The organism is Williamsia sp. z34 (assembly GCF_059553395.1).
In genome coordinates this window covers 518,156-539,618 of sequence record NZ_JCANWW010000004.1, presented here as the reverse complement: position 1 = coordinate 539,618, position 21,463 = coordinate 518,156, and the positions used below count along the sequence as shown (strand labels likewise).

At 65.6% G+C, this 21,463-nt stretch carries 20 protein-coding genes; 9 read left to right on the top strand and 11 right to left on the bottom strand.

Annotated elements, in window-relative coordinates; translation table 11 throughout:
- Positions 1–51: 51 nt before the first annotated feature.
- The 9 genes from AC51GT_RS13580 to AC51GT_RS13540 form a co-directional block, all read right to left on the bottom strand.
- Positions 52–3,513 (bottom strand): ATP-binding protein, encoded by a 3,462-nt coding sequence (locus tag AC51GT_RS13580; RefSeq protein WP_496329091.1) that lies wholly within the window; start codon positions 3,511–3,513, stop codon positions 52–54.
- 131 nt (positions 3,514–3,644) lie between these two features.
- The gene (locus tag AC51GT_RS13575; protein WP_496329090.1) at positions 3,645–4,547 is read right to left on the bottom strand and encodes a metal ABC transporter permease; all 903 of its coding nucleotides are present in this window, start codon (positions 4,545–4,547) and stop codon (positions 3,645–3,647) included.
- The gene (locus AC51GT_RS13570) at positions 4,544–5,455 is read right to left on the bottom strand and encodes a metal ABC transporter ATP-binding protein (RefSeq protein WP_496329089.1); all 912 of its coding nucleotides are present in this window, start codon (positions 5,453–5,455) and stop codon (positions 4,544–4,546) included. Before AC51GT_RS13570 ends, AC51GT_RS13575 begins: the two co-directional genes overlap by 4 nt.
- Positions 5,456–5,468: 13 nt before the next feature.
- Complete coding sequence (locus tag AC51GT_RS13565; RefSeq protein ID WP_496329088.1) at positions 5,469–6,461, bottom strand: metal ABC transporter solute-binding protein, Zn/Mn family; 993 nt, start codon at positions 6,459–6,461, stop codon at positions 5,469–5,471.
- A 104-nt stretch (positions 6,462–6,565) separates the two neighbouring features.
- The gene (locus tag AC51GT_RS13560) at positions 6,566–7,180 is read right to left on the bottom strand and encodes a TetR/AcrR family transcriptional regulator (RefSeq protein ID WP_496322957.1); all 615 of its coding nucleotides are present in this window, start codon (positions 7,178–7,180) and stop codon (positions 6,566–6,568) included.
- A complete protein-coding gene (locus AC51GT_RS13555) occupies positions 7,177–8,403 on the bottom strand; it encodes a cytochrome P450 (protein WP_496329087.1) in 1,227 nt (408 codons plus the stop codon). The genes AC51GT_RS13560 and AC51GT_RS13555 overlap by 4 nt, the downstream gene beginning before the upstream one ends.
- 65 nt (positions 8,404–8,468) lie before the next feature.
- Positions 8,469–8,879 carry a DUF302 domain-containing protein gene (locus AC51GT_RS13550; protein WP_496329086.1) on the bottom strand — a complete coding sequence of 137 codons (411 nt, stop codon included), beginning with the start codon at positions 8,877–8,879 and terminating at the stop codon, positions 8,469–8,471.
- 41 nt (positions 8,880–8,920) lie between these two features.
- Entirely contained in the window at positions 8,921–9,154 is a 234-nt protein-coding gene (locus AC51GT_RS13545; RefSeq protein ID WP_496329085.1) for a YgaP family membrane protein, read from the bottom strand.
- A 21-nt stretch (positions 9,155–9,175) separates the two neighbouring features.
- Entirely contained in the window at positions 9,176–11,329 is a 2,154-nt protein-coding gene (locus tag AC51GT_RS13540; RefSeq protein ID WP_496329084.1) for an MMPL family transporter, read from the bottom strand.
- A 163-nt stretch (positions 11,330–11,492) separates the two neighbouring features.
- On the opposite strand from AC51GT_RS13540, the gene AC51GT_RS13535 reads away from it, so the two are divergent.
- From AC51GT_RS13535 to AC51GT_RS13525, 3 genes are all read left to right on the top strand, one after another.
- Positions 11,493–11,759, top strand: a complete 267-nt coding sequence (locus AC51GT_RS13535) for a metal-sensitive transcriptional regulator (RefSeq protein WP_496322962.1) — start codon at positions 11,493–11,495, stop codon at positions 11,757–11,759.
- 128 nt (positions 11,760–11,887) lie between these two features.
- Positions 11,888–12,406, top strand: coding sequence for a hypothetical protein (locus AC51GT_RS13530; RefSeq protein ID WP_496329083.1), 519 nt, complete (start codon positions 11,888–11,890; stop codon positions 12,404–12,406).
- 342 nt (positions 12,407–12,748) lie between these two features.
- Positions 12,749–13,960 (top strand): HNH endonuclease, encoded by a 1,212-nt coding sequence (locus AC51GT_RS13525; RefSeq protein WP_496329082.1) that lies wholly within the window; start codon positions 12,749–12,751, stop codon positions 13,958–13,960.
- A 175-nt stretch (positions 13,961–14,135) separates the two neighbouring features.
- Here AC51GT_RS13525 and AC51GT_RS13520 read toward each other — a convergent pair whose 3' ends face one another.
- Together AC51GT_RS13520 and AC51GT_RS13515 are read right to left on the bottom strand one after the other, a co-directional pair.
- The gene (locus AC51GT_RS13520; protein WP_496329081.1) at positions 14,136–15,446 is read right to left on the bottom strand and encodes an aspartate aminotransferase family protein; all 1,311 of its coding nucleotides are present in this window, start codon (positions 15,444–15,446) and stop codon (positions 14,136–14,138) included.
- Between the two features lie 80 nt (positions 15,447–15,526).
- The gene (locus tag AC51GT_RS13515) at positions 15,527–16,510 is read right to left on the bottom strand and encodes a pirin family protein (RefSeq protein ID WP_496322966.1); all 984 of its coding nucleotides are present in this window, start codon (positions 16,508–16,510) and stop codon (positions 15,527–15,529) included.
- A 150-nt stretch (positions 16,511–16,660) separates the two neighbouring features.
- On the opposite strand from AC51GT_RS13515, the gene AC51GT_RS13510 reads away from it, so the two are divergent.
- From AC51GT_RS13510 to AC51GT_RS13485, 6 genes are all read left to right on the top strand, one after another.
- Complete coding sequence (locus AC51GT_RS13510) at positions 16,661–17,044, top strand: ArsR/SmtB family transcription factor (RefSeq protein ID WP_496329080.1); 384 nt, start codon at positions 16,661–16,663, stop codon at positions 17,042–17,044.
- Positions 17,041–18,129 (top strand): ACR3 family arsenite efflux transporter, encoded by a 1,089-nt coding sequence (arsB, locus tag AC51GT_RS13505; protein ID WP_496329079.1) that lies wholly within the window; start codon positions 17,041–17,043, stop codon positions 18,127–18,129. Before AC51GT_RS13510 ends, arsB begins: the two co-directional genes overlap by 4 nt.
- The gene (locus AC51GT_RS13500) at positions 18,130–18,528 is read left to right on the top strand and encodes an arsenate reductase ArsC (RefSeq protein ID WP_496329078.1); all 399 of its coding nucleotides are present in this window, start codon (positions 18,130–18,132) and stop codon (positions 18,526–18,528) included.
- Positions 18,529–18,607: 79 nt separating this feature from the next.
- Positions 18,608–19,474, top strand: a complete 867-nt coding sequence (locus tag AC51GT_RS13495; RefSeq protein ID WP_496329077.1) for an alpha/beta fold hydrolase — start codon at positions 18,608–18,610, stop codon at positions 19,472–19,474.
- Positions 19,471–20,847 (top strand): D-inositol-3-phosphate glycosyltransferase, encoded by a 1,377-nt coding sequence (gene mshA, locus AC51GT_RS13490; protein WP_496322971.1) that lies wholly within the window; start codon positions 19,471–19,473, stop codon positions 20,845–20,847. Before AC51GT_RS13495 ends, mshA begins: the two co-directional genes overlap by 4 nt.
- The gene (locus tag AC51GT_RS13485; RefSeq protein ID WP_496329076.1) at positions 20,844–21,449 is read left to right on the top strand and encodes a type III secretion system chaperone family protein; all 606 of its coding nucleotides are present in this window, start codon (positions 20,844–20,846) and stop codon (positions 21,447–21,449) included. The genes mshA and AC51GT_RS13485 overlap by 4 nt, the downstream gene beginning before the upstream one ends.
- The last annotated feature ends 14 nt before the right edge of the window (positions 21,450–21,463 follow it).

Genomic DNA, 21,463 nt, shown 5'->3' with positions numbered 1-21,463 from the left:
CGAGGTTCAAGAATGTTTCAAGAATCGCCCGGCCGTCTGACCGCGCGTGAACTAGCGCGCGGTGCGCAGGCGCTGCACGTCGTTCTTCACCCCGGCCATGCCCAGTAGCGTGGCCTGCTCTTCGATGCTGTCGAGTTCGGCCGGACCCTGCTCGTCCGAGGCGCGCAATTGCCAATCGAGAACCCGGCACCGCAACACTGTGGGCAGTCCGCCGGTTCGCGCCGCGATGCCCGCTGCCAACGATACTGATTCCCTTGCCGCGGTCCGGTTTCCGGTGAGCATGTGCAACCGACCCAACGCCAGGGCCACCGGCCCGATGTTGCCCAGCTGGCCGATCAGGCCGATCTGGTCGGTGAACGGTTCGAGTTCGGTGATGAATTCGGCTGCGTATTCGGTCAATTCGAAGTCCGCCACCACATGCGCCAAAGCGACTGCGTGGCCGAGGGTGTGCCAGACGTGTGCGCCGCAGGTGGCCTGTCGCTGCGCGACCAGGGCGGCCGCGAGGGTCCGATCCACCGGCGCCCCGGGTATGCCTGCGGTACCGGCGGCGATCACTCCGCGCATGTTCGTGTCCTCGGGGCTCGCCGCAACGCCGGTGATCCACTCCCGGGCGCGGACGGTCCCGATGTCGTTGAGGCTGCCGAGTTCTCGGCTCAACGACATCAGCGACATGTCGGCCTGCCCGGTCTCGTACAGCTCGGTCTGTTCGTGGACACGCTTGGCGATCGCCTGATGTTGTTGTGCCCGTGCGAAATCGCCCGTCCAGACGGCGACCACGACCTCCATCCAGCGAAGCTGGGCACGCAAGATCGGCAGGTTCAGTTCTTCGCTGCCCGCGATGGCTTGCCGGAGGTGGTGTTCGGCGGCCCCGACGTCACCGAGCGTGAAGGTCGCCATTGTTCCGATCGAATGCGCGATGACCGCGTCGAAGCGGGCCTGGCGATGATTCAGTGCCAGCAGTTCGTTGATCAGCGCGACGGATTCCCTGGCGTGTGTGGCGACGCCGGAGAACGTGATCAGCCGGGCCATCTTCACCTCGGCGATGATGTCGGGATCGCCGGTTGACGTCGCGAATTCTTCTGCGCTCCTGATCAATTCCGGTGCCAGCGTGGGGTCCGGATGGTAACTGTGTCCGACGCTGAGTGCGCCGAGGACCTGTGCCCGTTCGGCGGGTTCGTCGGCCACGGCCAGCTCGGCTCGAGCCAGTAGGGCCAACAGCGGTGCCGGATCCGATGCCGGCGACACCCACGGCCAGCCGCCCCCGGAGCGGAGCAGTGATCCGGCGAGTTTGCCCACCGTGGAGGGCTTCTCGGCGCGAACTGCGGCGGACAGTGCTGCTTCCACGGTTTCCAGGACGGTCTGGCCGCGGCCGGCCCGTGACAACGCCTCGAGCAGCGATACGGTCAGCTCGTCGCGGCGTTCGTCGATCTGTTCGGCGGCCGGCAGCAATGCGTAGGCGGTGAGGGCGTGCTGCCACCAGTAGGCGGCCGCCTCCGAATTCCAGCGGGCGACAAAGTCTTCCGCAGCAGCGGTACAGGCCGCCACCGCCTGCTCGGGCTCGACGAGCGGCAGGGCCGCCATCAGGTGATGAGCGCGCCACCCGAGCGCTTCGGCCCGGTCGGTGTGGCCGAGGATCTCGGCGACCCTGGCGTGTGTCCGCTTGCGTCGCATCGCGGGCAGTTGAGCCAGGATCTCTTCGCGGAGCAGGCCGTGTGCAAACGCGTAACCGTCGGTACCCGGTGCCGCGGTGATGATGCGGTCATCCGCGGCGGCGTCGAGGTGGTCGGCGATCGCATCGATGTCGAGGCCGGTGGTGCGTGCCAGCAATGCGATGTCGATGGTGTCGCCGATGACCGCTGCCGTCCGGAGTGTCTGCAGGACAGCGGGTTCGAGGCCGGCCAGACGCAGGCCGAGGACTGATCGCACGGCGACCGGGAGTTCGCCGGAGCTGCGCTCGTCGGCCGGTAGCCGGGCGTATTCGGAGACGAACAGCGGATTTCCGCCGGTGCGTTTGTCGAGTGTCTCGACCTCGGCGTCGTTCAGTGCCTCGGTGGCGATCTCGTTTGCCAGGACCGCGACCCCATCCCTGTCGAGTGCGGGGACCAGGATCTGGCGATTGCCGGTACCGCGGGCGACGGCACTGAGGAGGCGGGCCAGCGCCGGAGGGTGTTCGCCGTCCCGGAGGGTGATGACGAACGCGACCGCATGGTGGTGCAGTGCGGTGGCCATCGAGGCCAGCGCGCCGACCGACATCGAATCAGCCCATTGCACGTCGTCGATGACCACCGCGATCGGCTGTGAGGTACTGGCGTGTTCGATGAGGAGTTGCACGCGGTCGTAGACGGTGAACCGGGCGGTATCGGCATCGACGTCGCCGGTGGTGACCAGCACCTCGCCGGGCTGCCCGCCGAGAGCATTGACCAGCTGACGGATCGGCCACCACGACGGTGCGCCTTCTTCGGGGTTGCGGGCCCAGAGTGCGTGTCCACCCTGCGACCGCAGGATGTGGGCGGCCTCGTCGGCAAGGCGGGTCTTGCCGATACCGGGAGGGCCGATGAACACCAGCCAGCGCGTCTGCCCGGCAATGACCTCGTCGAGCACCTTGCCGATGTCGGCGAGTTCCCGGACGCGCCCGACCAGGCCGCGCTGTGCCGGGACCTCGGCGCCGGCCGGAACCTGCACCACCGGTGGGTGTTCCGGGGTGCGGAGCTCGCCCGCGCCGGACCAGATCGGTTTGCGTGGCCAGGCGGCCAGTTCCGGATCGTGGCGCAGGATCGCGCCCTGCAGATCACGGATCTCGACGCTCGGTTCGAGACCGAGGTCGGTGTCGAGACGCCGGGTGTGGTCGGCGAACACCTCGAGTGCTTCGGCGGAGCGCCCGGCCCGGTGCAGCGCGAGCATGTGCAGCCAGCAGCCGTGGTCCCGGTACGGCTGCGCATTGCGCAGCGACACGACGTCCGCCAACGCCGGCGCCAGCCGGCCCAGCGCGAGCAACGCGGTGATCCGATTCTCCAGAGCGCCGCTACGGATCTCCTCGAGTCCGGCTGCTTCGGTCCGCACCCAGTCCTCGTCGCCCTGTCCGTCGAGCAGTTCACCGCGCCACAGAGTCAGGGCCTGGTCGGCGGTCTCGAGCACGGCGGTCCAGGCCTCGTTGTCGGCGTGCTGACGGGATGCGTTGGCGAGATCGAGGAACTCGCTGACGTCCACGTCGGAGTCGGCCACATCGAGGATGTACCCGGTGGACTGTCGCCGGATCGGTGACGTGCCCGCCTCGTTGCGCAGGGCCCGTCGCAGGTTGGAGATGTAGGCCTGCAGACTCGATGTCGCGCTCGGTGGTGCCTGATCACCCCAGAGCGCGTCACACAGGCGGTCCGTCGAGACCACTTTGCCGCGGTGGATCAGCAGGATCGCGAGGATGGTCCGCTGCTTGGGGGAGCCGAGATCGATCCGGGCACCGGCGTCACCGCTCTCGTCCCGGACCACCGTGAGCGGCCCGAGTAGCTGGTAGCGCATGACCCCGCCCGCCCTTCACCTCTGGCTGAAGTTTCCGGATGGCCGCGGGCGATCGAACAACGGGGATCGGAACGCAGCGGCTGGGTCAGAGCCTAGGTGACGTGGGCGGTCGAAGGGAACGGCCGATCGGCCTACTTTCCGGGGGTCGGGGCGGGTACGCGTTCGGTATCTGCCTGCGTTGTGCTCCGGCCGGCGTTGCGGGACCGTCGTGTGCCGACCACCCGGCAGACCATATAAATCGCAAACGAGATCGAGGTGACGAACACCGATGGAGGCAGTCCGGGTGCCAGCGACAGGATGATTCCGGCGATCGCCGCGATTTCCGCGAACAGGATCGAGAGCCCGAGGACAGCCGTGGGATTCGATGACACCCGCATCGCGGCGGCGGCCGGTGTGATGATCAGCGACATCACCAGCAGTGCACCGATGATCTGGACGCTCTGTGCCACCGCGGCACCGAGCAGGACGGCAAAGACCACCGACAGCAACCGCATCGGCACGCCGCGGGCCTCGGCGACCCGGGGATCGGTGCTGGCGAACAGCAGCGGACGGTAGATGATCGCCATCACGACAACCACGACGATCGTGGTGATGACAACGGCCGCGACCCCCTGGGCTCCGGCGGTCACCGCCTGCCCGGTGAGCAGGTTGAAGCCCGCGCCGGTGCGGCCGTATAGGGCGATGAACAGCACACCCAATCCCAGTCCGAAGGCCATCACCACGCCGATGACCGAATCACGTTCTCGGACCCGGTTGCCCAGGAGCCCGAAGATCATCGAGGCGATGATGGCGCCGATCAGTCCGCCGAGGTTCACGCTGATCCCCAGCAACAAGGCGGCGGCCGCGCCGGTGAATGTCAGTTCGGCGGTACCGTGCACGGCGAATGCCATCTGGCGGCTGACCACCATCGGCCCCAGGACCCCGCCGAGGATGCCGAGCAGCGCGGTGGCGAGCAATGCCTGCTGCACGAAGTCGTAGGAGAGCAGATTGGCGGTCTCGGCGAAATCGAACAGGTCGGACCAGCTGGTGCTCACTCGGATACCTCGGTTGACGGTGTGGACGAATGGTCACCGTGGCAGGCCGATTCGTCGGCGCCGACGACAACGAGCCGGTCCTGGACGCGTAGGACATCGACCCGGGTCTGGTACAGCTCGCTCAGTGTTTCGGACGTCATGACCTCGGCCGGTGTGCCGATCCGGAAGCGGCCGTCGACGAGGTACACCACCCGGTCGACATACGGCAGGATGGGGTTGATCTCGTGCGTCACGAACAGCACCGCGGTGCCGTGATCGCGGCGGCGACGGTCGATGAGTGCGGCGACGCGACTCTGGTTGGCCGGATCCAGGCTCAGCAACGGTTCGTCGCAGAGCAGGACCGCGGGGTTGCCCGACAATGCCTGCGCGACGCGAAGGCGCTGCTGTTCACCACCACTGAGCAGGCCCAGCGGTGCATCGGCGAAGTCGCGGGCGTCGACCTGCGCGATGGCGTCGTCGACAAGTGCGTTGCGCCGCTTGCGATTGCGAAATCCCAGACCCCAGGCCTGGCCGTCGACACCGAGACCGACGAGGTCCCGGCCGCGCAGCGGCACGCCCTCGTCGTGGGTCTGTTGCTGGGGGATGTAGCCGACTCTGCTGTCACCACTGCGCAGTCCGCGACCCTCGACGGTGACCGTTCCGGCATCCAAAGTGTATTTGCCGAGAAGTGTTTTCAGGAGCGAGGTCTTACCCGAGCCGTTGGGTCCGAGGATGGCGATGAACTCACCGCGCGCCACCGTGAGGTCGAAGTGATCCCACAGGACCCGCTGCCCGAACGACAAACGCGCACCTGTGATCGTGACCGCCGCACCCCGGCCTGCGGTCTGATGCACGGTTTTCAGGCCGTCGGCAACGCGTTGATCGGCTACTTGGGGCGGTGGCGCGGATGCCGGTTCGGGCTGGGTCATGTGATCGATTGCCTCATCGAGAAGTGCTGGTTGCGCCGGCCGCCAGGGCCGACGACAGTGCCTCAACATTAGCCCGCTGCCATTCGATGTAATCCGTCGTGCCGGTCGGGAAGGTCTCGGTGATGTCGACGACGGGAACACCTGCCTTCTCGGCTATGGCCAGCAAGGCTTTTGTTCCGTCGTCCACGGCCTGGGTGTTGTAGATCAGGACACGGGCCTGGCGGTCGGCGATCAATTCCTGGGTCGCGGCGACGTCGCGGGCCGACGGGGACTGCCCGGCCTCGACCGCATCCTGCAATCCGGCGGGGGTGATGTCGTCGAGTCCGGCCTCGGCCAGCAGGTACCCGGCCAGTGGTTCGGTCTGGACCACTTTCGCACCGGGGTCCGCGGCCTTGATGGCGGCCAGTTCGCCGCGCAGCCCGTCGATCTGCTCGTTGAATGCCGCGGCGTTCTCGCGGAAGTACTGGGTATTGGCACTGTCCTTCTCGGACAACGCATTTGCAATGCTGTCGGCGACCTGTCCGACGACGGTCAGGTTGTAGAAGACATGTTCGTTCACCGCGCCGGGAGCGTGGCTGTGATCATCTTCGGCGTGGTCGCCGCCGTGGTCATCCGCGGAGTGATCGTCGCTTGCGTGTTCATCGCCTTCCATGATGTCGAAGGCGTTGACCACGATCGCTTTCGAGTTCTTGGCCGCGGCCTCCATGTAGGCGTCGTAGTGACCGCCGTTGAGGACCACGACACCGGCGTCGGCAACCTTGGCGGTGTCCTTGGCGCTCGCCTCGAACTCGTGCGGATCGCCGTCGGGTGAGGTGTAGAGCGAGGTGACCTCGGCGTGCTCACCGCCGACGGCCTGCGCCACCGAACCCCAGACGTTGGTCGATGCCACCACGGAGACCTTGCCGTCCGCGGTGGTTCCACCGTCGTCCGAGGAACATCCGGCGGCCACGCCGACGGCGAGGGTCAGGGCGGTGGTGACCCCTAGGAGTCGGGACCAAGTTGCCATCACGGGACCTTTCGCATCAATGGACGGTGTTCCGCGCAGGGCTGATGTGCGCGGGGACCATCTAACAGATGTTAATGATAACCGTTACCGACAACTTGTGAAAATCAGTATCGATTGACGATCGCTGGCGTGACGAACCGTTCGACGATCTCGCGTTCCTCGTCGGCGTCGGCACCTGGCGTGGTCAGCAGGGAGATCACGATTCGGACGATGAACCGGGCCTGCAGGGCGACCTCGGCCTCGGATGAGGACGTCTCCCCGGCCAGCATTTCGACGGCGGTCTGATTGACGAGTTCGGATTCGGCGCCCATCGCGCCGGCCAGTCCGGCGGCCTCCGGACTGAACCAGCTGTACATGACCGGGTCGGCGCGGACCGCTTCCACCGAGGTCAGGATGGCTTCGGTGATGCGTTCGCCGACGTCGTCCAGGTCGGCGATGCGTGCGGCCACCGCTGCCGAGATCGCGCGGGCCCCGCGTTCGACATAGGCCAGGAGCAGGTCGGAACGGGACGCGAAGTAGCGGTAGAGGGTGGCCCTGGAGCAGCCGGCGGCGGCTGCGATCTGGTTCATGTTCACCGCGGCGATCCCGCGGGTGACGAACAGATCACTCGCGACATCGAGGATGCGGGCCGCGGCGGCCTCGGTGCGGCTGGGACCGAGCCAATCCGGACTCGGGGTCGTCTCGGGATGTCGAGTGGTTTCGGGAGACTTGCGGCTCATGGGCCGACGGTCAGGTGCATGGTGGTCGGCCGGCGCACGTAGTTGCCGGTGGCGTAGGAAATCGATCCGGGATCGACGGTGAACTCGGGACAACGGGCGAGCAGTTCGGTCAGTGCCACCCGGCTCTGCATCCGCGCCGCGGCAGCCCCGAGACAGTAATGGGCGCCACGGCTGAAAGTCAGGATCTGGCGTGGACGACGCGCGATGTCGAGACGGTCCGCGTCGTCGCCGAATGCTCGTGGATCCCGGTTGGCAGAGCCGTAACAGAGCAGAACCTTGCGACCCGCCGGGATGGTGTGGTCACCGAACACGGCGTCGGTGGTGGTGGTGCGGGCCAGGCCCTGCACCGGTGAGGTCAGACGCAGGAACTCGTCGACCGCATCGTCGACGAGGTCCGGGTTCTCGACCAGTGCCGCCCGCTGATCCGGATGCTCGGCGAGCAATTCCGTTGCGCCACCGAGAACTCCGGTGGTGGTGTCGTTGCCGCCGGCAACCATGGTGAAGGTGAAGGCGAGGATCGACAGCAACCCCTCAGTGCTGTCGTCCCCGCCTACGCCTGCATCCACCAGGTGGGAGATGGTGTCATCTCCGGGGTGTGTGCGCCGGTATGAGATGAGCGTGCCGAAATAGGCCATCATCTCCAGTACTGCGGCGGTGGCGGTCTCGCCGGCCTTGCTCAGGTCGGACGTGTCGACGCCGACGATCGCCTCGGTCCATCCGTCGAATGCCTTCCGGTCCGATTCGGGAACTCCGAGGTAGTGCGCAACAACCATGGACGGCAACGGTTTGTAGAGATCGGCGACGATGTCGCCGCCGCCGGATTCGGCCAGCGCATCGATCCTGGACCGGACGAATTCCCGCACCGCCGGTTCGATCTCGTGCACCTGTTTGGGTGTGAACCCGCGGGACACCAGCTTGCGGAAATCGGTGTGGATCGGCGGATCCTGCATCACCATCGGTGGATTGTCGGTCAGCCCGATGCTCTCCAACTCGCCGTAGGTCATCGTCAGACCGCCGGTGGAGGTGAACGTCCGCCAGTCGTCGGCGGCCTGCGAGACGTCGGCGTGGCGGGTCAGCACCCAGAAATCGCGGTCGGGATCGGCTGATCGAACGCGATGGACGGGGTCGTGGTCGCGGAGGTCGGCATACATCGACCAGGGGTCGCGCCAGGTGTCGCCGGAGCGCGGCACGAACGTCGCCGCGTGCGACACTTTGGTGGACATGTCTCAAGCGTGAGACATCCTGCGCCTTGTGTCAACCATCAATCGACATGTTGGCTATTTCGGACTCACGTTGTCGGCTGTCCGTTCAGTGCGGTGATGGCCGTCTGGAGTTTCACCGTCGCTTCCCGGGCGACCGGCTCGAGGTCGGCGTCGCCGGACACCTCGACCATCAGGTTCGGGTTCATCGCCTCGATGATCGTGGACGCCGGGTCGCCGGGGTGTGCGCGCACGACGACGTTGCACGGCAACAGCAATCCGATCTGACGGTCGACTCCGAGGGCCCGGTGGGCCAGCGTCGGATTGCACGAGCCCAGGATCAGGTAGTCCTCCATGTCCTCGTCGAGTTTGGTCTTCATGGTCGCTTTGACGTTGATCTCGGTGAGGATGCCGAAGCCCTGTTCGGCCAGGGCCTGACGGGTCTTGGTGACGGCTTCTTCGAACGGAACCTTCAGAACGGTTGAGATGGCAAGTGACACAGTGATTCTCCTATCAGTATGGATGGATGGGGGGAGGTTGCTCAACGCAGTTCGCACTGTCGGGGGAGTCCCAGGCGGTGCATGATCAGGCTCGCCGGGCACCAGCCCACGATGCTGTAGAGCAACAGATTCACCGCTACGAATGCGGTCAGGAGCAGCCACCACGTCGAGAGGGTGGTTGCCAGAACCAAGCTCACCAGGACCACGGTCCCGGCAAGGAGCGGGACCACTCGTTCGATGGTCCATGGCCGGCTGGGTGACGTCTGGATGTTCATCGTTGATTCCTTTCGTTTCGTTCAGTGGGAGAACGAAATCGAGGGCAGGACCCGCCGAAGCCAGGCCGGTGACCACCAGGCCGCCCGTCCGGTCAATCGGAGCAGGGCCGGCAGCAGCATCAGCCGGATCAGGACTGCGTCGAGAAGTACCGCCACACCCAGGATGATCCCCATTTCCTTGGGTGGCAAAGGTTCTGCGAACGCGAATGTGAAGAACACTGCGACCATGACCGCCGCCGCGGCCAGGATGATGCGGCCGGAGTGCGCCATCCCGTCGATCTGAGCGGTGTCGGGGTCACCGGTGCGCTCGAAGTGCTCCTTGGCGGTGGCGAGCAGGAAGACGGTGTAGTCCATGGCGATGGCGAAGATCATCGCGAAGAAGAACACCGGTCCCCAGCCGTCGAGGAACCCCTGCGGTGTGAAGCCGAGCAGGCCGGAGAGGTGTCCGTCCTGGAAGATCAGCTTCGCGACACCGAATGCGGCTGCGGTGGACAGGAGACTGACCAGGGTGCCGATCACGGCGATCAGCGGTGCCTGCAACGCAACCAGCAGGAGCACGAACCCCAGGACCAGGATGACGCCGACGATCAGGGGGAAGTAGTCGTTCAGGGCCTGTTGCAGATCGAGATTCTCTGCCGGCGCGCCACCGACGAGGGCATCTGCGGGCAGTGCGTCGCGTAGATCGGACACGATTGTCGACATCTGTGCGTCTGAGGGGTCCACGGAGGGCAGCGCCTGCAGCATCACGTGGTCGGTGCCGTCCGGTGCCGGTTGCGGGGGCGTGACCATGTCGATCCCCGCGGCCTCGGTCGCAGCCGTCGTCACCTGCTCTGCCGCGGCCGCCGGCGCGATGATCTGCAGCATGCCGGGTGCGCCCTCACCCATCTGCTGCTGAACCAGCTCGTAGCCCTGTCGCACCGGGGCATCCTCGGGCACCACCGCGATCGATGGCATGGCGACCTTGAGTCCGATCACCGGTATCGCCAGCGCGATGAGTATCGCCAGCGAGCCCAGTGCAAAAGGCCAGGGATGATCATGCAGGGTCTTGCCCCAGCGAGCGAACAACGGTGAACGGTGTTGCTGGCTTTTGGCATACGGCAGTGACGCGGCATTGACCTTGAGGCCGAGTGCGCCCAGCGTGGCGGGCAGCAGGGTCAGGGTCGCCGCGAGGACAAACGTCACGGCGAGCATGATCCCGATGGCCATCGTCCGGACCGCAGGCGCGGGTACCAGCAAGACCGCGGACAGACTCACCAGGACGGTGATGCCGGACAGGACAACGGCTTTGCCCGCGGTGTCCATCGTTTCGGCAACAGCCTGCGCCTTCGTCGAATGATGTTTGAGCGCGTCGCGGAACCGGGACACGATGAACAGTGCGTAGTCGATGCCCAGCGCTAGTGCGAACATCATCGCAAAGTTCATGGCCCACACCGAGATCGGCGTGATCTGGTTGAGAAGGACCAGACCTCCAGCCGACGCGACCAGGCCGGCAATGGTCAACAGCAAGGGCAATCCGGCCGCCACGAGCGACCCGAACGCGAGGACCATGATGGCCAGGGTCACTGGCCAGGAGAACAATTCGGCCTTGATCATCGCGTCGTGGTTGGCCTTGTTGAAATCGCTCCACAATGCCGACGCGCCGGTGGGGTAGACCTCGATACCGTCACCCGACAAACTCGTCAGTTCTTCCTTGACGTCATCGACCGCCCGGACCATGTCGTCCGTGTTCGCGTTCGCGCCGGCGAGCAGGATGCCGGTGTGCTGATCCGGGCTGATGGTCATGCCCGGCGCGGGCGGGATGATCTCTCCGAACCGCGAGTCGCCGTGGAAGACCGCGGTGGCCTCGGAGATCGTGTTCTGCATGGTCGGACTGTCGATGGTCTCGCGGTCGGAGTGGATGACGACCTGGACCGCGGCCGAGGAATTCCCGCCGAAATGCTGCTGCGCCAGTTCGCGTACCTGCACCGACTCCGAACCGTTCGCCTGCCATCCGGCGCCGGCCAGGGAAGAGAACACCGTTGGCGCCGCTGCACCCAGTCCGATCAGCACCACCAGCCAGACGCCGAAGACCAGGCGGGATCGGCCCGCCATCGCCGCGCCCCAGCGCCCGAGTACGCCGGCGGTCCGGGTCGGTGGTGAGTCAGTTTTGCTGTCGGTGGGTGTGGTGCCGGTCATCCTGCGAAAACTCCTTCGGCCCGGGAAGCAGATACCCCCATGGGTATCGTGGGACTGCGCTCGAACATACCCATGGGGGTATGGTTGGTCAACCGCGCACCCTGCTCGACCGGTACCCCCTGGGGTATTGTGTGATAGGGGCAACAGGAGAAGGACGTGAAAAGTGATCGGTGACGAAGAGACGATGGCGGCAGTGTTGAACCGTCTGCGTAGGGCGCAGGGTCAACTGGCCGGGGTGATCACCATGATCGAGGCCGGCCGTGACTGCAAAGATGTGGTCACCCAGCTCGCAGCGGTCTCCCGCGCCCTCGATCGTGCCGGCTTCAAAATCGTCGCATCGGGGATGCGACAGTGCATCAACGCCGAAGATGGCACCCAGGCGCCACTGACCGAGGCTGAGCTCGAAAAACTCTTTCTCACCCTGGCGTAGGGATCGCCGGCACCGACTCGGACGGTGAGCCGATCACCCGAACGGCCCGGTTTGACGGTGTGAGATTCTCTACCCCTTCAGGCGATTCGGTTGTTAGCAATTGGATCGAGCAGTGGCACCATGTGTGGATGAACATGGGGTGGGGTGCGACCAGGGTCGCCGGCGTGCTGGTGGTAACAGCGGTAGCGGTCAGCGCAATGTCCGGCTGCGGGGAGGTTGAAGTCGGCGAATACGAGATCGGCGAGAGTGACGCTCAAGACGCGCTCAACGAAACCGGAGTCACGATTCCCGAGGAGTACCGGTTCGGACAAATGATCGAGGATCGGGTCGGCTTCAGCGGGAAGAATACCTATTTCGGCCGGTATGACGGGGCCAACGGTGACTTTGCCAATGTCGAAGCCCTGGCAGGCGCCAATCCAGACTTCCCTGCCTTTCGCAGCATGGACTGTGGCGAAGCATCTTTCGAAGGTGGGGGTCGCCTTCAGGACGTGGGATTCGCATGCTCAGATGCCACCCAAGTTCTGTGCAGCATCAACACAGCCCTCGATCTCGACGACTACGCCGGGCTGCCGCCGGACAGTGAAACGCTTGTGTTGGCAAACGATGGCAACCGGAGTCGACTCTTCGTCGTGTTGATGGGTCACTGACTCCGCAACGCTCAGCGCGACCGGGAAGGATTGCTGCAGAAGTCGAATGTCCCCAATCTGCCAGTGGCCTGAGAGTTATTGGCGCAGAGAACTTTCGACCCGAGTCCCCCCAATACTTGGGCAGAACTGTTCCGGGCTCCGTGCGAAGAGTTTGGGCACGTTGCAATTGACCCACGCCAAGCCGCAGATCAAACCAATTTGACAAATTGCTTGCGAACATGCGTTCGAATCGGTATGGTGGAGTCAATCGGCCACACGCATCACGTATCTGACGCCTTCCCCGCAGAGACACTCCGGTCGACACCCCCAGTTTTGTGTTCTCTCCTTGGAAGGTGCTGTGCCATGCGACTTCTCGAGATGGTCGACGATCTCGTCGACTTGCCGATACCCGACGACGCCAACGCAGCGCTGGGTGTGGTGAAGGATCTGATCACGCTGCGCAACGCCACTGAGCATCAGCTGGCGGTGTGTGCGGCGGTGATCGACGAGTCGGGGATCGCCCGTACGGCGGGGTCAACGACGTCAAAGTTGTTGCAGGCCAATGGTGCGGCACCGGCATCGGCGTATCGATGGTTGCGGATCGGACCAGGACTGGCGGGTCTGGATCGTACGGCCGGGTATTCACGGGATGGCTTCTTGTCCTCCGAGCATGTCGATGCGGTGGTCAAGGGGGTGGCACATGTCGTTGGCCGGTCTGAGGATCCGATCACCACTGAGCAGCAGGTCGGGTTCGAGCGGAAACTGTTGAACCACGCCATCTCCGGAGCGCCGCCGGCGGAGATCAGCGCCGCAGCCCGAGCATTGGGCAACGAGATTGCCGAGGACACCGGTGGGCCGCCGCCGGCCGAGGACCGGTCGTTGAACAGTCTCGAATACAAAGTCCGTGAGGGCCGTTGTGTCGGGACGTTCGATGTGGATGCGGTGATCGGAGAAAAGTTGTTCTCCGCGTTGGACTTCTGGTCCAGAGCTCGTCCTGAACCGGATGGTTCCGATGATCCGCGATCTCCGACCCAGCGGCGCGCTGATGCGTTGCATCAGTTGTTGGATTGCGGTGGGGGCGGACAGACCTTGGTGTCGGCGCCGCGGACCGAGGTGAACGTGACTGTTCCTGCTGATCATCCCGAGGCTGCGTCGCTGGCGTGGATGGGTCCGATTACCGAGGCGACTGCCGCGATGTTGGCGTGTGATTCGTCGATCACGTCGGTCACCCTCGATGGGCAGGAAGTCCCGGTCGATTTGAGTCCGCCAAAGCGACTGTTCAAGGGATTGGTGCGCAAAGCGATCATCATCCGTGACACCTGCTGCATCAAGTGTGGTGCCCAGGCCGGCTGGTCGGACTGCCATCACATCGTGCACTTCGTCGACGGTGGTGCCACCACGTTGGAGAACGGGTGTTTGTTGTGCCGCACCTGTCATATGGCGGTGCACAACACCGACTGGGACGTGATCATGGGATCGGACGGCCATCCGTGGATGATCCCGCCCGCGGGTATAGATCCGCAGCGAAAACATTTACCGGCCTACAATCGGCGAACTCTCACTCTCGCAGCCTGATCTGACATCACTGTCTTCCCTTGGCGCACCCGAGCTCTCGTCGGGACCGCGCATGCAAATTGACAACTCCATAGTGTGAAACGTGTGGTGCTGTCGCCCGTTCCAGTTGATTGGTGGAACAGGCGACAGCACCACGGGGCGCCTGGTTTTGCTCGAACCGTTTCCGGCCACTTGGTCACTGCGGCCGGGGTTGGGTGATCTCCGTCAGGGCGGTGTCGAGGATGTCGATTCCGCGATCGAGGTCGCTGTCGCTGATGGTCAGTGGTGGCGCCAGCCGGAAGATGCCACCCATTCCGGGGAGCTGGACGATGTTCATGTGCAGCCCGTGGGCGAGGCAGGCGTCGGTGACGGCCTGACCCAGTTGCTCGGCGGGCGCCTTGGTGGTTCGGTCGGCGACGAGTTCGATGCCGCAGAACAGCCCTCGCCCGCGGACGTCGCCGATCACGTCGTGTCGCGACTGCAGTTCCAAGAGGTGGCCACGTAGGCGCTTGCCTGCGGTTTCGGCACGCGAGACGAGGTCGTCGCGCAGCACGATGTTCAGGACGGTCCCGGCCACGGCTGCCGCCAGGGGATCGGACACGTGGGTGGTGAAGAAGAGAAAACCGCGCTCGTGGCAACAGGATTCGATCTCCTCCGAGGTGATCACCGCTGCCACCGGAAGTCCGGCGCCGAGTGTCTTCGACAGCGTCAGGATGTCGGGCACCGCCCCGTCGCGTTCGAAGGCGTACATCATGCCGGTGCGGCCGAGTCCGGTCTGCGCCTCGTCGGCGATCAGAAGCATGCCCCGCTCACCACATTTGGCCTTGAGTGCCGTCAGGTAGCCGACCGGCAGATCGATGAGTCCGCCGGACGAGACGATGGGTTCGACGATGCAGGCCGCAAGGCTGCCGGTGGACTGCTGATCGATGAGGGAGAAGCCGTAGTCGAGCTCGGCCTGCCAGTCATGGTCACCGCGCGGTGTGCGGAAAACCGAGCGGTACGCGTTAGGTGTCGGCAGAGTGAAGTTTCCGGGTACCGGCGGTCCGTAGCCCTTGCGGCCGGCCGAGTAGGTGGCAGCGGCGGCGCCGGAGGTCATCCCGTGCCACGATCGGTCGAACGAGACGATCTCGTACTTGCCGGTGTGGAGCTTGGCGATCTTCAGTGCCGCCTCGTTCGATTCGGCACCGGTCGACAACAGCATCACCTTGTCCAGGCCGGTCGGCAGCGTGTCCGACAGAGCGCCGGCGAACTCCACAACCGGGCGGCTGAGCATGCCGCTGAAGAGGTGATCGAGGCCGTTCATCGCAGTGGCCACCGTTGCGGCGACCTCTGGATGGCAGTGTCCCAGGACGGAACTCATCTGGCCGGACGTGAAATCGAGGATGGCGTTGCCGTCGCTGTCGTACACGTAACTGCCATGTGCGCGCTCGATGATCCGCGGTGTGAACGCCCCTCCGTAACGGATGAGGTGTTTGTCGACCGCCGGCCAGAATTCCGAGTCGTTCACGGTGACGTCCTTCCTGGTGCCCGGGTGCAGCACGAAATCGTGGAACCCGAGGTTTCGGGTTCCACGATCTCATCGGTACGTCAGTTCTGTTGGCCGACCGAGGTGTGCGGCATCAGCGCGCCGGGCGGGATCTGACCGAACTTGCCTGCGTTGAAATCGTCCATCGCCTCGATCAGCTGCGCCTTGGTGTTCATCACGAACGGCCCGTACTGGAACACCGGTTCACGGATCGGACGCCCGCCGAGCAGCAACACCTCGAGCGCGGGCCGGTTCGAATCCTGATGTGCTGCTGCCGAGATGGAGATCCGGTCGCCGGGTCCGAGGACGGCCAGTTGGCCCTGCTGGATCGGGTTGTCGACCGGGCCCACGGTCCCACGCCCGGACAATACGTACACCAGGGCGTTGAAGTCTCGGTTCCACGGTAGATCGAGCTCGGCGCCCGGCTCGATGGTGGCGTGCGCCAACGTGATCGGCGTGCGGGTCGAGCCCGGACCGCGATGGCCGTCGATGTCGCCGGCGATGATGCGCACCAGGGCACCACCATCGGCCGAGCTGAGCAGCGTTGCCTGCTTGCCCTCGATCGACTGGTATCCCGGATCGGACATCTTCTCGGCTGCGGGCAGATTCACCCACAGCTGGACGCCGTGGAACAGACCACCGCTTTCCACCAGCTCGGCCGGTGGGGTCTCGATGTGCAGGATGCCCGAGCCGGCGGTCATCCACTGGGTGGCGCCGTCCGAGATCAAACCGCCGCCGCCGTGCGAGTCCTGGTGCTGGAAGCGCCCGTCGATCATGTAGGTCACGGTCTCGAAGCCGCGGTGGGGATGCCAGTTCGTGCCGCGCGGCTCGCCGGGCTGGTACTCGACCTCGCCCATTTGGTCCATGTGCACAAACGGGTCGAGGTCGGTCTTCGAGGCGCCCGCAAACGCCCGGACGACGGGGAACCCTTCGCCCTCGTATCCGCGGGGGCCGGTGGTCACCGACCGAACGGGACGTTCGGTGTCGACCGCGGTGGGGCCGGCGATGCGGGGCAGGTTCAAGGTGTCTGCGGTCACGGCTGGCATGGCTGGCTCCTTCGAAGCAGGTGGACGATACGTACGATATAACCGGACTGCGGTCCGGTTCATTCCCTGGGTGGGGTGTGTGGGTGTCCAGGTATCGCGTACACCTCCAGGCCGCTTTCATGCTGATTCGATATCTGTCAATATTGACGCATGTCGAATCAAGGGTCGCCCGACGATGCCTGTTGTTCCCCGCTGGTGCGCGAACCGCTCACCGCGGACTGGGCCACCGACCTCGCCCGGATGTTCAAGGCACTCGGCGATCCCGTCCGGTTGCGACTGTTGTCGCTGATCGCCTCCCACGTCGGGGGAGAGGCCTGCGTCTGTGACATCTCCGGGTCGTTCGATCTGTCACAGCCGACCATCTCGCATCACCTGAAGGTGCTCCGCGAGGCCGGGCTGCTCGACTGCGAGCGGCGCGGGACGTGGGTCTACTACCGGGTGATCTCCTCCGCGCTGTCGCAGTTGTCCTCGGTCCTGCTCGCCGACGTCGAGCCCGCATTGCCGTCATCGGTGTGCGCGGAGGTCACAGCATGAGCGAGACCCGAACCGCCTCGCCCGCCGTCGTCGGCAAGCTCTCCACGCTCGACCGCTACCTGCCGGTGTGGATCGGCGTCGCGATGGTTGCCGGACTGCTGCTCGGCCGGATGATTCCCGGCCTGGACGACGTGCTCGGCGCGGTGGAGATCGACGGCATCTCCCTGCCGATCGCCCTCGGTCTGCTGATCATGATGTATCCGGTCCTGGCGAAGGTCCGCTATGACCGCCTCGACTCCGTCACCGGCGACCGCAAACTCCTTCTCGGTTCGCTGGCGCTGAACTGGATCCTCGGTCCGGCCCTGATGTTCGCGCTGGCCTGGATCTTCCTGTCCGACCTGCCCGAATATCGAACCGGACTGATCATCGTCGGCCTGGCCCGCTGCATCGCGATGGTCATCATCTGGAACGACCTGGCCTGCGGCGACCGGGAGGCCGCCGCGGTTCTGGTCGCGATCAACTCGGTGTTCCAGGTCGTCATGTTCGCCGTGCTCGGCTGGTTCTATCTGTCGGTACTGCCCGGTTGGCTGGGTTTGGAGCAGACCAACATCGACACCTCACCGTGGCAGATCGCCAAATCGGTACTGACCTTCCTCGGCATCCCACTGTTGGCGGGGTTCCTCACCCGCCGCTACGGCGAGAAGGCCAAGGGCCGCGACTGGTACGAGTCGAGGTTCCTGCCCCGCATCGGGCCATGGGCGCTGTACGGATTGCTGTTCACGATCGTGATCCTCTTCGCGCTGCAGGGTGAACAGATCACCTCGAAGCCGGTCGACGTCGTCCGGATCGCGATCCCACTTCTGGTCTACTTCGCGATCATGTGGGGCGGCGGCTTCCTCCTCGGGGCGGCCATCGGACTGGGCTACGAGCGGACCACCACGCTCGCGTTCACCGCGGCGGGCAACAACTTCGAGCTCGCCATCGCCGTCGCGATCGCCACCTACGGCGCCGCCTCCGGGCAGGCCCTCGCGGGCGTGGTCGGGCCGCTGATCGAGGTGCCGGTGCTCGTCGGCCTCGTGTACGTCTCGCTCGTCCTGCGAAAGCGCTTCACACCCACGATCTCTGTCCCACAGAAAGGCCGCTGAATGTCGATGTCGAGTGTGCTGTTCGTCTGCGTCCACAACGCCGGCCGCTCCCAGATGGCCGCCGGATTCCTCACGGCGCTCGCCGGTGACCGGATCGAGGTCCGCTCCGCGGGTAGCGCCCCTGCCGACCGGGTCAACCCGGCCGCGGTCGCGGCGATGGCCGAGGTGGGTATCGACATCTCCGCGCAGCAGCCGAAGATCCTCACCGCCGATGCCGCGGAGGCGTCCGACGTGGTGATCACCATGGGCTGCGGCGATACCTGCCCGATCTTCCCCGGCACGAGCTACCGCGACTGGGTCCTCGACGATCCGGCCGGGCAGGGCCTCGACGCCGTTCGGCCCATCCGCGACGAGATCCGGGCGAAGGTGGAGGCCCTCGTCGCCGAACTCACCTCGTAAGTCGCCTCCACAGTCGGACAAACTCCGGAGCGCGTCGGCGGGCGGAACCCTGTCCTGCCCACACGATTAGTGTGGACCCATGGGTACTTCCACGGGTCAGGTCCGGGCGGGCGACGGCACGCAGATCAGCTACCGCACGGCCGGCTCGTCGGGCAACGACAATGCCCCGGTGGTGGTGCTGATCCACGGGTGGGCGCAGTCATCTCGATCGTGGGGGGACGCGCTGGTCGACGACCTGTCCGCGGACTACCGGGTCATCGCGATCGACCTGCGTGGCCACGGGGATTCCGCGGTGCCCACAGACGACCACCTGACCGCTGAAGACTTCGGCGGCGACATCGCCGCCGTTCTCGATGCCGAGGTGACCGGCGATCAGCAGGTCTTCCTGCTCGGCTGGTCGTACGGCGGGCTGGTGATCGGTGACTACCTGAACTACCGCGCCGAGCAGGATTCCGCTGCGACTGATCCGGCCGGGCTGATCCTGGTCGGCGCGATCACCTCGATGGGGCGCGGTGAAGGCGGTGGCCGGGTCGGGCCTGCGATGCGGGCGGCACTGCCCGCCGCCTTCTCCGAGGACGCCCCCGTCGCCACCGCGGCGCTGTTGGCCTTCGTCGACGGGCTGGTCCCGGCGGAGCAGGGTGCGCTCGCGCAACAGTTCCTCGGCACATCGCTGACCGTCCCACCGGCGGTCCGGGCCGGACTGTTCGGGCGCAGCGCCTCCTACGACGACGTGATCGCCGGCTACGACGGCCAGGTGCTCCTCATCCACGGCACCGCCGACCCGGTCGTCGACATCTCCTGCGCCCAGCACGTCGAAACCCTGGTGCCCGGTGCGCACACCCGGTATTGGGACGGCGCGAAACACGCGCCCTTCGTCGAAGACCCGGCACGCTTTGCCTCGCAGGTGCGCGAGTTCGTGACCGCCACCGCGGGAGCGCTCCGGTGAACGCGCACAACGATTTACCCGTCCCGCATCGGGTGGCGCTGATCTCCGTGCACACCTCGCCGCTGGCCCAGCCCGGTGTCGGTGACGCCGGTGGGATGAACGTCTACGTCTGGCAGACCGCCAAACGTCTCGCGCAACGTGGTGTCGAGGTCGAGATCTTCACCCGGGCAACATCTTCCGCGGATGAGCCGATGGTGTTGGCGGCACCCGGTGTGACCGTCCGCAACGTGGTGGCCGGACCGTTCGAAGGCCTCGACAAGCGGGATCTGCCCACCCAGCTGTGCGCTTTCACCGCCGGGGTGCTGCGCGCCGAGGCCGGACGTCCGGCCGGATACTACGACCTGGTTCACTCGCACTACTGGCTGTCCGGGCAGGTGGGCTGGCTGGCGCGCGACCGGTGGGCGGTACCGCTGGTGCACACCGCACACACGCTCGCCGCGGTGAAGAACGCCTCCCTCGCCGATGGGGACACCCCGGAACCGCCGTTGCGGCAGGTCGGCGAACAGCAGGTCGTCGACGAGGCGGATCGTCTCATCGTCAACACCGAAACCGAAGCGCAGCAACTCGTCTCGATTCATCACGCGGATCGTTCGCGCATCGACGTGGTGACACCCGGCGCGGACCTCGACTGCTACACCCCGGGATCGCGGACCGAGGCCCGGCTGTCCCTCGGGCTCGATCCCGAAGAGGTCGTCGTGACGTTCGTCGGCCGGATCCAACCGCTCAAGGCGCCGGACATCCTGGTGCGCGCGGCTGCGCCGCTGATCCGCCGGGGTCTGGCGGGCGGTCGCAAACTCCGGGTCCTGATCGCAGGCGGGCCGTCGGGTTCGGGGCTGCAGCGGCCGACCTTGCTCATCGAGTTGGCCCGCGAGCTGGGTGTGGAAGCGTCGGTGACGTTCATCCCGCCGCAGTCGCCCGAGCGTCTTGCCGGCGTGTATCGGGCATCGGATCTGGTTGCGGTGCCGAGCTATTCGGAAAGCTTCGGTCTTGTCGCGATCGAGGCGCAGGCGGTCGGCGTGCCGGTTATCGCCGCCGACGTCGGTGGTCTGGGTGTCGCGGTGCACAACGGTGTCACCGGCGTTCTGGTCTCCGGGCACGACGTCGATCACTGGAGCGCGGAACTCGGACGTCTGCTCGATGATCCGGAGTTGCTGACCCGGATGGGTGCGGCCGCCCACGTCCACGCACAGAAATTCTCGTGGGACCACACCGCGGATCAGCTACTCGACAGCTACAGCCGAGCCATCGGCACATTCCGTGGGCAGTATCCGTTGGCGCCACGCGGCGCCGCGGGCGTTGCAGAAACCGACGCCCGGCCGCTTTCCCGGATTGCCCGCCGCTTTGCCGGACGACGAAATGGAGTGCGCGCATGACCGCAGATGTCACCTCTGACCTGAGCCTGCTCGTTGAGGACTTTCTCAAGGGCCGCGAGTTCACCTATGGCCGAAAGGATTCCGGTGGCAGCGGGGCCGACCACTTTGTGGTCGAACTGCCGGGGGAGAAGAAACTCAAGACCACGGTGCTCCTCACGACCGGGTCGCACGGCCTGCGTTTGGAGGCGTTCGTCTGCCGGAAGCCCGACGAGAACCACGAGGGCGTCTATCGGTGGATGCTCAAGCGCAACCGCCGCCTGTACGGGATGGCGTACACCCTGGACAACGCCGGCGACATCTATCTGGTTGGCAGGCATTCGGCAGAATCGATCACCCCGGACGAACTGGACCGGCTACTCGGCCAGGCGCTCGAGGCCGCCGACGGCGATTTCAACGTGCTGCTGGAAATCGGGTTCATCACCTCGATCCGCCGCGAATGGGCGTGGCGGGTGTCGCGGGGTGAGTCGCTGAAGAATCTGCAGGCCTTCGAGCACCTCATCCGGGAGGAAGACCTGGCCGAGGGTGGGTCCGGCGACCGCCGGGATCCGGCGATTGTCGCAGAACCTTCGGATCGGCAACTATTCGGATCAGTCGAAGGCTGACAAGAAACATTGGT